Genomic DNA, 14,045 nt, shown 5'->3' with positions numbered 1-14,045 from the left:
CTACGTCACCGGCTCGATGATCCGCGTCGACGGCGGCATGATCCGGGGGATGTGATGAGCACGCTGACTGCGCCGGACCGCCGCGGCACCGACAGCAATAAGTGGCGCCGCTACCCGCAAGACGTGCTGCCGCTCTGGGTTGCCGATATGGATTTCGCCGCCGACCCGCGCATTGCCGAGGCGATCCGGGTGCGACTCGACCATGGTGTACTCGGCTACGGGCGGGCCACGGATGCGCAGCGCGAGGTTCTGGTGCAGGCGATGCTGCGTGACCACGGCTGGCGGATCGAGCCTGAATGGCTGGTCTTCCTGCCGGGGGTCGAGGGCGGCTTCAACATGGCGCTCTCGGCGTTCACCACGCCGGGCGGCGGCGTTATGGAAGAGCTCCCTGTATACGCTCCGCTGCGCGCAGCGCCCGAGCATTGGGGGCTCACGCTCCACCCGGTCTGGCAGCGTCCCGACGGCGGGCGCTGGACCTCTGACGAAGGCGAGATGGAGCAGGCTGCGCGCGCCTCGGACGCGCTCTTGCTGTGCAACCCGCAAAACCCCACCGGCCGGGTCTATACGCGAAGCGAGCTGGCGCTTCGCGCCGACCTCTGCCTGCGCCACGACATGGTGTTGATCTCCGACGAGATCCACTGCGGGCTGGTGCTGGACGGGCGCAGCCATATCCCCGCCGCATCGCTCTCGCCCGAGATCGCGGCTCGGTCGGTGACGCTGATGGCCGCCTCCAAGACGTGGAACGTGCCCGGCCTCAAAACCGCTTTCGCCATCATTCCCGACGCCACGATGCGCGCATGTTTCGAGGGTTCGAAACGCGGCATGGTCGACAGCGTGAACGTGCTTGGCCTTGCTGGCATGAGCGCGGCCTATGAGCAGTGCAGCGACTGGCGCGACGCCGCCCGCGCGCAGCTGGCCGCCAACCGCGACCGTCTGGCCGCGCGCCTGCCCGACGTGCTGCCCGGCGCCAAGATGCTGCCCGCCGAAGCCGGGTTCCTCGCGTGGATTGACTGCCGCGCGCTTGGCCTGCCGCTCCCGGCATCCGAGTTCTTCCTCGAGCGCGCCCGCGTGGCGCTGAGCGGCGGCACGGATTTCGGGCCGGGTCTGGAAGGCTGGGTGCGGCTCAACTACGGTTGCACCCCGGAGCTTCTGGACGAGGCGTTACATCGCATGGCAAAGGCGGTCCGGGATCACGGGGGGCAGGAATGAACAAAGACCAGAAAGCCGCGGCCGGGCGCGCAAAGGCGCCCTCGCTGACCGATCAGGCCTATGCGCGGCTGCGCGAGGAAATCATCACCTGCGCCTTGCGGCCCGGCACCGACATTGGAGAGCAGGAACTGGCGGCGCGGCTCTCGATGAGCAAGACCCCGGTGCGCGAAGCGCTGGCGCGGCTGACCCTTGAAGGGCTGGTCGAGGCCTTTCCGCGGCGCGGCTATCGGGTCACCCCTGTGACGGTGAAGGACATCACCGACATCTTCACCGTGCGTAAGGCGCTCGAAGGCTCGGCTGCCGAGCTCGCCGCCCTGCGGATGAGCGAGGCCGAGCTTGACGATCTGGAGGCGCTGTCTCATCAGACCTATGGGCAGGACAAGACCTTGCCGGTGCTCGAGTTTGTCGCCGCGAACAACCGGTTTCACACCGCGATAGCCACCGGCGCACGGGTCCCGCGGTTGCAGGCGCTGATCGCTGGCTACCTTGAGGAATGCACCCGCCTGTTCCACATGGGGGCGACGATCCGCGACGTCACGCCGGAGACCGAGGAAGACCACAGCCGTATTGTTTCGGCCTTGCGGGCCCGTGACGGCGCCGCGGCGCGCGAGGCGATCAGCCTGCACACCGAGAACACCCGGCGCGGTCTGCTCAGCGCGCTGATTGCCGACGAGACGTCGCCGCTCGAACTCTGAGCGGTCTCCGGACAAATCCGAAACATGCCAATTGAACGCAGGCAGGCGGTGGCGAGAGCCCCGGCCCGCGTCGCGGCGTGGCGTGGCACATCACTTGCACAAGAAATGACAGAACATGCCAGCCTTGCGCCCGGTGGAGGGCTGGCTCTGGCCATCAATGCCCATATATATCAACTTGTTATGTGCCGACATAAGCTTTCACTTATGTATCGATGTAAACTCCCTATTTGACTTTATGTCGCCCATTCCGTTTCCAGAGAAGGAAATTGCGGCGTCCTCCCGAACCAAGTCGCGATGACCTCCAACAAGGAAACCTACATGATCATGACCCCCTCCCGCCTCCTGTCCAGCCTGTGCCTCACCGCCGCGATCGCCTCTGGCGCCAGCGCCCAGACGGCTCCCGAAACGCTGACCATCAAGGGCGGCTCGCAGGGCGGCTCGTGGTATACGATCTCGGCGGCGATGACCCAGATCTTCGCCGGCGAAGGCGTCACCGCGAACGCGGAACTGGGCAACGGGCTGTCCAACGTCATGGTCATCGGCCAAGGCGAAGCCGATGTGGCGATCACCTTCGCTTCGGTGCCGCCCGCCGCCGCCAAAGGCGTCGATCCCTTCCCCGCGCCCATGGACAATATCCGCGCCATCGCCATGCTGAGCCCCTCGGCCATGCAGCTGATCGTGTCGGAAGACAGCGGCATCGACAGCTATGCGGACATCGCCGGTAAGTCGATCGCCACCTCGACCGTCGGCTCCTCCACCGAGGACCTCTTTGCCCTAACCCGCGGCGCGCTTGGCCTGTCCGACGACGACCTCACCCTGTCGCGCGGCAACGTCAACTTCGACATCGACGCGGTCAAAGACCGCTCGGCGGACGGGCTTTTCGTGCTGACCGCGGCGCCCACCGGCTCGTTCATCGACCTCTTCTCGAGCAACGACGTGAAACTGGTGCCGGTCGATGAAGCGCTTGCCACCAAACTCAATGAAGCAAACGCAGGCTATGTGGCGTCGGTGATCCCGGCGGGCACATACGAAGGTCAGGACGAAGACGTGGCCTCGGTGTCGACCTCGACCATGATCGTGGTCAACGCCGATATGCCCGAGGAAGAGGCCTATTTCATCGCCAAGACCCTCGTCGAGCATATCGCTGACCTTCAGGCCTCGCATAACTCGCTGGCGTCGATCACCCCCGAGACCATGGGCAGCTTTTCCGGTGCCGAGCCGCACCCGGGCGCGCTGCGCTACTTCACCGAAGCGGGCCTGATCAACTGATGACCGACGCATCCGTCGAAACGCTGCCCCTAGGGGCAGCAGGCGAGGCTCCGCAAGGAGCCTCTGCCAGTTCTGGGCCCAATTCTGGGCAAAGCGTGCTGTCGCGCTTCCGCGAGGCGGGCTTCGTTGCCAAGATCGCCATGCTCGTGGCGATCACCATGTCGGTGTTCCACCTCTGGGCGGGCGCACGCGGGCAACCGATCTCGGAAATTTTCCGCCCTGCGCACCTCGGCCTTGCGCTGATAGTGCTGTTCCTCGCCTCCCCGTCGAAGCCGCTGTTCGGCAATCTCCGGGCCGGGCAGATCTGCAACGCCGTCGCCCTCGCGCTGACGATCTTTGGCTGCGGCTATCTGATGCTCGACGCCGAAGCGGTGCAGGCGCGCATCCCCTATTTCTCGCCGCCCACCACCCTGCAACAGCTGGCAGGATGGGGCCTTGTGCTCGCCCTGCTCGAAGCCTCGCGGCGGGTACTGGGCGCGGCACCGGTGGTCGTTGTGGTGGGCTTCATCGCCTATGCCTTCTGGGGCAACCATCTGCCCTACCCGTTCTGGCACAAGGGCTTTTCGCCCGAGCGCGTGCTTGAAAGCGCCTATCTGACGCAAGAAGGCATCTGGGGCACGCCGATCGGGGTCTCTGCCGGGTATATCTTCCTCTTCGTGCTGTTCGGCTGCTTCCTCAACGCCTCTGGCGCGGGGGCGTTCTTTACCGATTTCGCCCGAGCGCTGACCGGCCGCGCCATGGGCGGGCCAGCCAAGGTTGCCGTGGTGTCCAGCGCCTTCATGGGCATGCTTTCGGGCAGCCCTGCCGCCAACGCCGCCACCACCGGTGCCTTCACCATCCCGGCCATGCGCAAGGCGGGCTACAAGGGTGAGTTTGCCGCCGCGGTCGAGGCTGTCGCCTCCTCGGGCGGTCAGATCACCCCGCCGATCCTCGGGGCCGCCGCCTTCATCATGGCCGAATTCATCGGCGTGCCCTATGTGTCGATCATCCTCGTGTCGATCATCCCGGCGCTGCTTTACTTCTTCGCGGTCTATGTGGTCGTCGATCTCGAGGCGCGCCGGCTGCAGCTGCGCCCGGGTGCCGAAGACGTGCCGCCGCTGATGCGCATTCTCGCACAGCGCGGGTATCTCTTCATCTCGATCGGGGTGATGATCTGGGTGCTGGTCGAGGGCTTTACCCCCGCCCGCGCGGCGGTCTGGGCGATTGCCTCGCTGGCGGGCATGGTGCTGATACTGGATGGCGCGAACCGGCGCCGGTTCCTTGACGTCTGCCTCGAGGCGATGATCGAGGCGCCGCGGATGATCGGATCGGTCGCCGTGGCCTGCGCCTTGGGTGGCATCCTCGTCGGCGTGATCAGCCAGACCGGCCTTGGCCTGCGGATGAGCACCATCGTGCTGACGCTGGCCGGGGACAGCACGCTTCTGCTACTGGCGCTGACTATGGTCATGGCCATCGTGCTGGGGATGGGCATGCCGACCTCGGGGGCCTATGTGATCTTGGCCGCGCTGCTGGCGCCAGCGCTGGTCAAAGCGGGCATCCCGCTGATCGCGGCGCATCTGTTCATCCTCTACTGCGCAGGGATCTCGACGATCACGCCCCCGGTGGCCATCGCCGCCTATGCGGCGGCGGCGGTGGCGGGCACGAGCCCCTGGACGACATCGACAATGGCGTTCCGTCTGGGCATCTCGAGCTTCATCATCCCGTTCATGTTCGTCTACGGACCGCCGCCTCTGGGCGATGGCACGCCGCTGCAGGTGGCGCTGTCGCTGGCGACGGCGCTGCTGGGGATCGGCGCGATCTCGGCTGCGGTTGTTGGCTGGCTGCGCCGCCCGCTGCCCGTGCTGGTACGTGCTCTGGCCGTGGCCGGAGGGCTTGCGCTGGTCTTTCCGGGCTGGACGACCGACCTCACCGGAGCGCTCTGCCTGCTGATCCTTGCAGGCTACGTCCTGCGCGCTCCAAAGGCCGCGCCCGCCCACGGCTAACCAACACACCTGCGCGCCGCGGCCCCAAACGGTCGCGGCGCGTCACCTTTCAGGCGACGAACCGGCAATCGAGCCCACGTGCCGTCACCTCATCCGCGTAATCCACGAGGCATTGCCGCAGGTGCCGCTCAAAGCGCTGCACCAGCCGAGGCACCGGTCTTGCGCGGGAATAGAGCATCGCCAGCGTCAACTTCACCTTTGGCTCGAAGATCGCCGCATGCAGCCGCCGTTCGGGATCGAAGGGCAGCACCATCGGATGGGTCAGCGCCACCCCCAGCCCCGCCTGAACCAGATGCAGCGCCGCCGTCGACTGGTTGGTCTGCATGATATCGAGCGTGTTGACCTCGTCGCGCAGGCTTTCGCGCAGCATGACGCCGGGCGGTGACTGATTGCCATGCGCCACGATCACCTCTCCCTCCAGATCGGCGGCCGACACGCTGGCCCGGCCCGCCAGCCGGTGATCCTTGGGCATCAGGCAAATCATCGACATCTCGAGCAGCGGATGAGAGGCCACGCCCACCTCGTCAAAGGGCTGAAAAGCAAAGCCGATGTCCGCGTATTCCTGCCGCACCTGTCGCACCACTTCGTTGGCAGGAAACACCTCGAGCCGCATGCGCACCCGCTCGCGCTCGTGCCGGAAAGCCGAGATCGCCTTTGGCAGACCGGCGGCGGTGAAGGTGGTCACCGTGGCGATCGACAGCGACCCGCCGCGCAGGTCGCGCAGCTCTTCGGCCTTGCCGCGCAGCACCGTCATATCGACAAAGATCCGCTCCACCGAAGGCAGCAGATCGCGCGCTTCCTGCGTCAGCCGGGTGCGCCCGCGCGAGCGCACAAAAAGCGAAAACCCAAGCTGCCCCTCAAGCTCCTTCAATGTCTGACTGACCGCTGGCTGCGAGACCCGCATCAGCCGCGCCGTTTCCGTCACGCTTTGGGTGCGGCTGAACAGCCGGAAGGTCTCGAGCTGACGCAGGTTCATATTCATAAGCATTCCCTTATGCCCTCATAGATCATTAGTATTATTTCTGATGATCCGGAGGTGCAATAACAGGGGCATCCCCGCGCGGCCTGCCGGGGCCTGCCTCGTCTTCGGGGCCACTCATTTCAGCATCCCGGACCGACCACATGGCGTTACTGGACATCAAAGATCTGCGCGTCGACATCGACACGCCCGCTGGCGTGCTGCACGCGGTGCGCGGCGTCGACCTGAGCGTCGAGCCCGGCGAGACCCTGTGCATCGTCGGCGAGAGCGGCTGCGGCAAATCCATGACCGCCATGGCAGTGCTGGGCCTGCTGCCCGCCACCGCAAAGCGCCGCGCCGACTATCTGCGGTTCGAGGGCAAGGACATCGACGCGCTGTCGCCCCGCGCGCTGGAGGATCTGCGCGGCGCGCGCATCGGGATGATCTTTCAGGACCCGATGACCGGCCTCAACCCGACGCTGACCATCGGGCGACAACTGACCGAGACCTACCTGCGCCACGTCTCGCGCTCTGCCGCCGCCGCGCGCGAGCGGGCCATTGCCCTGCTAGGAGAGGTAGGCATTCGCGATGCCGCTGCCCGGCTGAGCCAATACCCGCACGAGCTGTCCGGAGGTCTGCGCCAGCGGGTGATGATCGCCATGGCGCTGATCGCCGAGCCCCGGCTCATCATTGCCGACGAGCCGACCACAGCGCTCGACGTGACGGTCCAGGCGCAGGTTCTGGCGGTTCTGCGGCGTCTGCAGACACGCTATGGCGTGGGGCTGATCCTGATCACCCACGATCTGGGCGTGGTGGCCGCCATCGCCGACCGGGTGAACGTCATGTATGCGGGAGAGGTGGTGGAAACCGGCACCGTGCGCGAGGTTCTCCTCAGCCCGAGCCACCCCTACACCCGCGCGCTGTTGTCCTGCGTGCCGGACCCGCGCAAGCGGGCGCGCAGCGCGCTTGGCAGCATTCCGGGCCGCGTGCCGACCCTGATCGGCTCTATGCGGGGCTGCGCCTTCGCCGGGCGCTGCGCCGAGGAACTGCCGCATTGCGCAACGGCCGAGATCCCCGCGCACCCCGAAGGCTCGACCGAGATCTGCCGCTGCCTGCGCCCCACCATGGACATCCCGGAGCGCGCCCATGTCTGAGCAGATCGCCCTTGAAGCGGTGAACGTCTCGCGCAGGTTTCCCGGTCGCGGCGGCCATGTCACCCACGCGCTGCGCGATGTGTCCCTGCGTCTGCACGCGGGCGAGACACTGGCGCTCGTCGGCGAGAGCGGGTCGGGCAAATCCACGCTGGCGCGCATCCTTCTTGGGTTGCAACAGCCGGACGAGGGCCGCGTGCATTGCTTTGGTGCCGACCTGCGTCACTGGTCGCGGATGAAGCGTGCCGAGCTGATGCAGCCGGTTTTTCAGGACCCCTATTCTTCGCTGAATCCACGCCAGAGCCTTGGCCGCATCGTCGCCGCGCCGCTGATCGCACGCGGTGTCGCGCGCGAGACCTGGGCGCCGAAAGCCGCTGCGATGCTCGAACAGGTGGGCCTTGCGCCATCCTGGGCCGACCGCCGTGCCTCGGCGCTGTCGGGCGGGCAGCGTCAGCGCGTGGCCATCGCCCGCGCCCTCATCGCAGAGCCGCGCATCCTTGTCTGTGACGAGCCGACCTCGGCACTGGACGTGTCGGTGCAGGCGCAGATCCTCAACCTGCTGGATGAGTTGAAGCAGCGCCTGAACCTCACAGTGCTGATGGTCACCCACAACATCGGCGTCGTGGCGCATCTCGCCGACAGGGTGGCGGTGATGAACCGCGGCCAGCTGGTCGAGACAGGCCCGGCAGAGGCCGTCCTGCAAAACCCCTCCGACGCCTACACGCGCGGCTTGCTCGCGGCGGTGCTGCCCATCGACCCGGACCGCGCCCGCGCCGCGCTCGACCGCATCGCGGCGGGCCCCTGAATAACCAAGAAGAAACCACAAACCCCAACAGAGAGAACCGGATACCTCCCATGCCTTCCCTTTCCATGAAACTCACCCGGCGGCTTGCCATGGCCGCCCTTGCGGCCAGCACCGCGCTGACCGCCCTGCCCGCAGGCCCCGCGCTGGCGGATCAGTCCAACGACACGCTTGTCGCCGCCTTCCGCGCGCAACTGCCCAGCCTCGACCGCTACCATGCGCCGGGGCGCGAGGGCTTTTTGCTGGGGCTGCTTGCCTATGACACGCTGGTCTACCGCAACACCGAGACCTTCGAGCTCGAGCCGCTGATCGCCAAGGAATGGTCGCAGATCGACGACCTGACCTATGAGTTCAAGCTGCGCGACGATGTGACCTTCCACAACGGCGATCCGCTCACTGCCGAGGATGTGGCCTATACGTTCCTCTACGCCGCCAACCCGGAAAACAACGTCTTCAACCGCACAACGCCCGGCTGGATCGACGACGTGCAGGTGGTCGACGACTACACCGTTCGTGTCATCGCCAAGGAAGTGACCCCGCTCGCGATGCAATACATCGTGCAGCTGCCCATCCTGCCGAAAGCCTATCGCGAGAAGGTCGGCCTGCAGGAGTTCGCCGAACATCCCGTCGGCTCGGGCCCCTATATGATCGAGGGCAAGGACGGCAACGACATCGTCTTCAAGGCCTTCGACGGCTATATGAAAGACGGCCCCAAGAACGTGCCAGAGATCGGCACGCTGATTTACCGCGCCATTCCCGATGTGAACACCCAAGTCGCCGAGCTGATCTCGGGCGGCATCGACTGGGCATGGTACATCCCCGATGATCAGGCGCAGAAGCTGGCGCAGATGCCCAACCTCGAGGTGATCAACGCACCGACCTTCCGCGTCGCGTTCCTGACCATGGATGCAGCTGGCCTCACCGATGCCGAGGGCCCGCTGACCGATGTGCGTGTGCGCAAGGCGATCGCCCATGCCATCGACCGTGAGGCGATTGCCAAGTCGCTGATCGGCGGCTCGTCGGAAACCATCCCCTCGGCCTGCAACCCGGCGCAATACGGTTGCGAGCAGGATGTGACCGAATATGACTACGATCCCGAGGCCGCCCGCGCGTTGATGGCCGAGGCAGGGTACGCCGACGGCTTCGACATCGACATCTACGGCTATCGCTCGCGCCCCGTGGCAGAGGCGATCCTTGGCTACCTGTCCGAGATCGGCATCCGCGGCAACCTCGTGTGGCAGCAGTATTCGGCGGTGATCCAGTCGCGCCGCGACCACCAGACCCCGCTGGTCATTGACGACTTCGGCTCGGCTGGCGTGGCCGATACCGGTGCGATCACCACCTTCTTCTTTGGCGAAAGTCCCGACGATCAGTCCCGCGATCCCGTGGTCACCGAAGCCATTCAGGAAGCCGGGCGCATCGCCGATCAGGACCGCCGAGCCGAGCTCTTCTCGACCGCGCTCAAGCAGATCGCCGACAAGGCCTATTGGGCGCCGCTCTTCACCGTGCCGATCAACTACGTGATGTCCTCGGATGTCGATGTGCCCGTCCCCGACGACGAGAACGTCGAGTTCTGGCGCGCCACCTGGAAGTGATCGCACCATGAAACGCTTCCTCATCCGCCGCTGCCTGCTGGCCGTGCTGGTCCTGCTGACCATTTCGGCGTTCAGCTTCACCATGCTGAAACTGTCGGGCGACTTGGCGATCTCGCTGGCGGGTGAGGGCTCGGGCGCGGACTACGTCGAGTTCCTGCGCGCCCAATACGGCTGGGACCGGCCTATCGCGATCCAATATCTAAGCTGGCTCGGAGACCTGCTGCGCGGCGATATGGGCCGGTCGTTCTACTACGGGCAGGACGTCACCCGCCTGATCCTCGAGCGGATGCCGGTGACGCTGGCGCTTGGTGCCATGGCCATCGGCTTTGCACTGGCGCTGGCGATCCCCATGGGCATGGCCGCCGGGCTCCGACCGGGCGGCACGCTCGACCGCGCGGTGCTGCTGGTGGCGCTGATCGGGGGCGCCACGCCGATCTTCTGGCTCGCCTTCCTGCTGATCCTGCTGTTCGGGCTGACCCTGCGCTGGCTGCCGATTACCGGCGGCACCGACCTTCAGCACCTGCTGATGCCTGCGCTTGCCCTTGGCTTTTACGCCATGCCCGCGCTGATCCGTATCACCCGGGCGGGGATGATCGAAGTGATCGGCTCTGACTATATCCGCACCGCCCGCGCCAAGGGGCTGCGGCGGTGGCAGGTCTATCTTGGCCACGCGCTGCGCAACACGCTGGTGCCAGTGGTCGCCGTGGCTTCGGTGCAGTTCGGGTTTCTGCTGGGCGGATCGGTGGTGATCGAGACCATCTTTGCCATCAACGGCATCGGCTACCTGACATGGGAAGCCATCAATCAAAACGACTACCCGGTGGTGCAATCGGCAGTGCTCACCGTGTCGGCGGCCTATGTCCTGCTGACCCTTCTGGCCGATCTTCTCAACCGCGCCATCGACCCGCGAATTCGGCTGGAGTGACCTTGATGCCCAACACTGTCCCTGCGCAGACCGCCCCAGCGGGCCTGTTCCGGCTGCGCCTGCGTCCCGTCGCTGGCAACCTTGGGCTGTGGATCGGCGCTGCCATCCTGCTGCTTGTGCTGGCCGTCGCCATATTTGCACCGATGCTGGCACCGCATTCACCCTATACGCAATCGCTGGCCGACCGGATGATCCGCCCCGCCTTCATGGGCGGCACATGGGAGCACCCGCTGGGCACCGACCACCTTGGCCGCGATGTGCTCAGCCGCCTGCTCTATGGCGCGCGCATGTCGCTGGTCGTGGGCTTTGGCACCATCGCCATCTCGGCGACCATCGGCATCTCGCTCGGCCTCGCCGCCGGGTTCTTTGGCGGCCGCGTGGATGCGGCGGTGATGTTCTTGCTGAACGTCCGGCTCAGTCTGCCGATCATGCTCGCCGCCGTGGCGCTGGTGGGGCTGCTGGGCAACTCGCTGGGGCTGATGATGCTGATCCTCGCCTTTTTCCTGTGGGATCAGTTCCTTGTGGTGACGCGAGCCCTGACCATGCGGCTGCGGCAGGCGGAGTTCGTGCAGGCAGCGCAGGCGGCGGGGTTCTCTGACGGACGGATCCTCCTATCCGAGATCCTGCCCAACCTGCCTGCCCCGCTTGTCATCGTCGCCACGCTCGAGATGGCCCATGCCATCATGCTTGAGGCGGCGCTGTCCTTCCTTGGCCTCGGCATCCGTCCGCCAGCGACGTCTTGGGGACTGATGATCGCGGAATCCAAGGACTTCGTCTTCTTCGAACCGTGGCTCGTGAATTTCCCCGGCGCCGCGATTTTCATCCTCGTCGCGGGCATCGCCCTGCTGGGCGAAGGGCTCCGGGCCCGCTTCGAAGCGGGCAACCGCCGCTGATGCCGCACTACGACTGAAAGAGGCAACCACATGACCGACCTTCACCTTCTGAGCCTGCGCGACATGGCCAAGGGCCTGCGCGACGGCACCTTCACCGCGACCGCCCTGCTCGAACATCATCTCGAGCGCATCGCCCGCATCGACCCCGAGCTCAACGCCTTTACCTTTGTCGCAACCGACGAGGCGCGCGCGGCGGCTGCCGCATCCGACGTCCGCTTTTCCGAAGGCACGCCGCTGTCGCCGCTCGACGGCATCCCGGTGGCGCTAAAGGACAACCTCTTTGCCAAGGACATGCCCGCGGTCTGGGGCTCGGAGTTGTACCGCGATCACATTGCCCCGCATGACGAGGTGCCCGTGGCGCGGCTGCGCGCCGCCGGGGCGGTGCTGCTGGGCAAGACCAACGTGCCCGAGTTCACCCTGCGCGGCTACACAGCGAACAGCGTCTACGGCAGCACCGGCAACCCGTGGAACCCTGCGCTGACCCCGGGCGGGTCGAGCGGCGGCGCGGTGGCGGCGGTCTCGGCAGGCCTTGCGCCGCTGGCGCTGGGAACCGATGGCGGCGGCTCGATCCGGCGGCCTGCGGGCTTTGCCGGGATCGCCGGGCTCAAACCCTCCATAGGGCGGATCGCGCGCGGCGAAGGCTTCCCCGCCATCCTGCTCGACGCCGAGGTGGTCGGCCCGCTGGCGCGCAGCGCCGACGACCTGCGCCTTGCGATGTCGGTGCTGGCCGGTGGCGATCCGCGAGACCCGGCCTCGCGCGGGTTCCCCATGATGCCGGACGTTCCCGGTGCAGAGCCGCGCGGCCTGCGCATCCTCTATGTGCCGCGCCTGCCCGGCGCGCCGGTCGAACCCGACATCCTTGCCGCCTGCGACGCGCTGGTGCAGCAGATGAAGGCCCTTGGCCATTCGGTGAGCGTTGCGGACGATCTGCCCTTCGACACTGGCCCCGTGCTGTCGCGCTGGGGCATGATCGGCAATGTCGGCCTTGCGATGATTGCCGCACGCGAGCCGGAGTTTGCCGCAAAGGTCTCTGCCCCCTTCGTGCAGCAGGCCGAGGCCGGAGCGGGCATCGTGGCAAGCGATTACCTTGACCTGCTCGGCACGATCGCACAGCTGCGCGCTGACGTGGGCGTGGCGTTCAAACAGTGGGACGTGATCGTCACGCCTGCTTCTGCCGCCAACCCATGGCCCCGTGACGAGGTTTTCCCCAAGGCCATCGACGGCATCGAGGCGGGCCCGCGCGGCCATGCCGCCTACACCGGGTGGGTCAACGCCTGCGGCGCGCCGGGTCTGGCCATCGCTGCGGGGCTCTCTGCGTCCGGCATGCCCGTGGGCATCCAGCTTGTCGGCGACCTCGGATCGGAAGAAATGCTGCTGACGCTTGGTGCCGCCCTCGAGGCGACGGATCCGCTTGGCGGCAAGCGCCCCGGCTGCATGTCGTGACGGCCGGACCGATGCGAAAAGACACTCTCGCGGCGCAGCTGCGCCCCTACGCCGCGCTCGCGCCCAAAGCGGCGCTGGCCGCGCTGGCGGGGCTTGCGCTGGAGCTGGCGAATTTCCCGGCGGGCTGGATGTGCGGCGCGATGGCGGTCTCTGTCGCGCTCAGCCTAACCGGCCACGGCGCGAAGATCCCGCCGCTGCTGCGCAGCTTCATCTTTGTGGCGCTCGGCATCTCTATGGGCAGCGGCATTTCTCCGGCGGTGCTGGCGGACGCCAGCGCATGGCCGCTCAGCCTCGCTTTGCTTGCGGTCTCGGTCATCGCCACCATGGGGGCCTCAAGCCTTTACCTGCGGAAAATGCACGGGTGGGACTCGACGACCGCACGGCTGAGCTCGGTGCCCGGAGCGCTGACGGCGGTGCTGCTGATGGCTTCCGAGCAGCGCAACGGGCGCTTCCCGGATGTGGCGGTGGCACAGATCGTGCGGCAAATCGTGCTGGTCGCCTGTGTGCCGCTGCTGATGGTCATCACCCCGGTCACCGGCGACCAGTCGGCCCGGGCCGTGGCCGCGCCGCTGGACCTCGGGCTGCTTTTCGTGCTCGGCTTTGCCGCCGGGCAGATCTGCACCAAGCTCAAGGTGCCGGGCGGCGCGCTGATCGGGCCGATGGTGGTCTCCACGCTGATGCATGGCGCGGGGCTGGCCAGCGGTGCGCTGCCGCCGGTGCTGCAGATCGTGGCGCTGGTGCTCGTGGGGGTGCTGATCGGTGCGCGGGTGTCGATGGTCGACCTCTCGATGCTGTCCCGCGCCATCCTCCCTGCCCTTGGCGCCGTGCTGATTGCCGTGCTGGTCGCCGCCGGATTCGCCGCCGTCACCCACCTGATGCTTGGCATGCCCTTCGTCGAGGTCTGGCTTGCCTATGCACCGGGCGGAATCGAGGCAATGACGGTCATGGCCTACACGCTCAATCTGGACCCCAGTTTCGTCAGCGTCCATCATGTGTTGCGCCTTCTCGGCCTGATGCTGCTTGCGCCCCTGTGGTTGCGCAGCACCGAAAAAGACCCTGAAAGCCCCTCCTCCCGCAGGGCGTGACGCAACATGCGCGCCGCCCTTCCTCCTAGCAATGGAAC

At 66.6% G+C, this 14,045-nt stretch carries 12 protein-coding genes; 11 read left to right on the top strand and 1 reads right to left on the bottom strand.

What is annotated here, in order from left to right:
• From G0A00_RS20950 to G0A00_RS20935, 4 genes are all read left to right on the top strand, one after another.
• On the top strand, positions 1-1,209 hold a 1,209-nt coding region (locus G0A00_RS20950), incomplete at its 5' end, for a MalY/PatB family protein (RefSeq protein WP_203595463.1).
• Positions 1,206-1,904: a GntR family transcriptional regulator gene (locus tag G0A00_RS20945; RefSeq protein ID WP_164182756.1), complete on the top strand. Its 699-nt coding sequence runs from the start codon at positions 1,206-1,208 to the stop codon at positions 1,902-1,904. The genes G0A00_RS20950 and G0A00_RS20945, both read left to right, overlap by 4 nt.
• A 318-nt stretch (positions 1,905-2,222) precedes the next feature.
• Positions 2,223-3,173: a TAXI family TRAP transporter solute-binding subunit gene (locus tag G0A00_RS20940; protein ID WP_164182757.1), complete on the top strand. Its 951-nt coding sequence runs from the start codon at positions 2,223-2,225 to the stop codon at positions 3,171-3,173.
• A complete protein-coding gene (locus tag G0A00_RS20935; protein WP_164182759.1) occupies positions 3,173-5,155 on the top strand; it encodes a TRAP transporter fused permease subunit in 1,983 nt (660 codons plus the stop codon). The genes G0A00_RS20940 and G0A00_RS20935 overlap by 1 nt, the downstream gene beginning before the upstream one ends.
• Before the next feature lie 49 nt (positions 5,156-5,204).
• Here the strand turns inward: G0A00_RS20935 and G0A00_RS20930 are convergent, their stop codons facing one another.
• Positions 5,205-6,137: a LysR family transcriptional regulator gene (locus tag G0A00_RS20930; protein ID WP_164182760.1), complete on the bottom strand. Its 933-nt coding sequence runs from the start codon at positions 6,135-6,137 to the stop codon at positions 5,205-5,207.
• 140 nt (positions 6,138-6,277) lie between these two features.
• Here G0A00_RS20930 and G0A00_RS20925 point away from each other — a divergent pair, with 140 nt between their 5' ends.
• Genes G0A00_RS20925 through G0A00_RS20895 form a run of 7 tightly spaced genes read left to right on the top strand, consistent with a single transcriptional unit; the run spans position 6,278 to position 14,007 of the window.
• Positions 6,278-7,267, top strand: a complete 990-nt coding sequence (locus tag G0A00_RS20925) for an ABC transporter ATP-binding protein (protein WP_164182762.1) — start codon at positions 6,278-6,280, stop codon at positions 7,265-7,267.
• The gene (locus G0A00_RS20920; RefSeq protein WP_164182764.1) at positions 7,260-8,069 is read left to right on the top strand and encodes an ABC transporter ATP-binding protein; all 810 of its coding nucleotides are present in this window, start codon (positions 7,260-7,262) and stop codon (positions 8,067-8,069) included. The genes G0A00_RS20925 and G0A00_RS20920 overlap by 8 nt, the downstream gene beginning before the upstream one ends.
• Before the next feature lie 50 nt (positions 8,070-8,119).
• A complete protein-coding gene (locus G0A00_RS20915) occupies positions 8,120-9,661 on the top strand; it encodes an ABC transporter substrate-binding protein (protein ID WP_164182766.1) in 1,542 nt (513 codons plus the stop codon).
• Between the two features lie 7 nt (positions 9,662-9,668).
• Positions 9,669-10,586 carry an ABC transporter permease gene (locus tag G0A00_RS20910; RefSeq protein ID WP_164182768.1) on the top strand — a complete coding sequence of 306 codons (918 nt, stop codon included), beginning with the start codon at positions 9,669-9,671 and terminating at the stop codon, positions 10,584-10,586.
• A 5-nt stretch (positions 10,587-10,591) separates the two neighbouring features.
• Positions 10,592-11,479 (top strand): ABC transporter permease, encoded by an 888-nt coding sequence (locus tag G0A00_RS20905; RefSeq protein ID WP_164182770.1) that lies wholly within the window; start codon positions 10,592-10,594, stop codon positions 11,477-11,479.
• A 30-nt stretch (positions 11,480-11,509) separates the two neighbouring features.
• On the top strand, positions 11,510-12,922 hold the full coding sequence (locus G0A00_RS20900) for an amidase (protein WP_164182772.1): 1,413 nt from the start codon (positions 11,510-11,512) through the stop codon (positions 12,920-12,922).
• A gap of 11 nt (positions 12,923-12,933) precedes the next feature.
• Positions 12,934-14,007 carry an AbrB family transcriptional regulator gene (locus tag G0A00_RS20895; RefSeq protein ID WP_164182774.1) on the top strand — a complete coding sequence of 358 codons (1,074 nt, stop codon included), beginning with the start codon at positions 12,934-12,936 and terminating at the stop codon, positions 14,005-14,007.
• The last annotated feature ends 38 nt before the right edge of the window (positions 14,008-14,045 follow it).

It is taken from the genome of Salipiger sp. PrR002 (assembly GCF_010500775.1).
Lineage (GTDB): Bacteria > Pseudomonadota > Alphaproteobacteria > Rhodobacterales > Rhodobacteraceae > Salipiger.
Note: the sequence above shows the minus strand (reverse complement) of the source record. Positions and strands in the feature narration are given on the sequence as shown.

Excerpts from the sequence above, each read along its gene's own strand:
- G0A00_RS20895 (WP_164182774.1), top strand. The coding sequence starts at position 12,934 with ATGCGAAAAGACACTCTCGCGGCGCAGCTGCGCCCCTACGCCGCGCTC.
- G0A00_RS20930 (WP_164182760.1), bottom strand. The coding sequence starts at position 6,137 with ATGAATATGAACCTGCGTCAGCTCGAGACCTTCCGGCTGTTCAGCCGC.
- G0A00_RS20900 (WP_164182772.1), top strand. The coding sequence starts at position 11,510 with ATGACCGACCTTCACCTTCTGAGCCTGCGCGACATGGCCAAGGGCCTG.
- G0A00_RS20925 (WP_164182762.1), top strand. The coding sequence starts at position 6,278 with ATGGCGTTACTGGACATCAAAGATCTGCGCGTCGACATCGACACGCCC.
- G0A00_RS20940 (WP_164182757.1), top strand. The coding sequence starts at position 2,223 with ATGATCATGACCCCCTCCCGCCTCCTGTCCAGCCTGTGCCTCACCGCC.
- G0A00_RS20920 (WP_164182764.1), top strand. The coding sequence starts at position 7,260 with ATGTCTGAGCAGATCGCCCTTGAAGCGGTGAACGTCTCGCGCAGGTTT.
- G0A00_RS20935 (WP_164182759.1), top strand. The coding sequence starts at position 3,173 with ATGACCGACGCATCCGTCGAAACGCTGCCCCTAGGGGCAGCAGGCGAG.
- G0A00_RS20945 (WP_164182756.1), top strand. The coding sequence starts at position 1,206 with ATGAACAAAGACCAGAAAGCCGCGGCCGGGCGCGCAAAGGCGCCCTCG.
- G0A00_RS20915 (WP_164182766.1), top strand. The coding sequence starts at position 8,120 with ATGCCTTCCCTTTCCATGAAACTCACCCGGCGGCTTGCCATGGCCGCC.
- G0A00_RS20910 (WP_164182768.1), top strand. The coding sequence starts at position 9,669 with ATGAAACGCTTCCTCATCCGCCGCTGCCTGCTGGCCGTGCTGGTCCTG.
- G0A00_RS20905 (WP_164182770.1), top strand. The coding sequence starts at position 10,592 with ATGCCCAACACTGTCCCTGCGCAGACCGCCCCAGCGGGCCTGTTCCGG.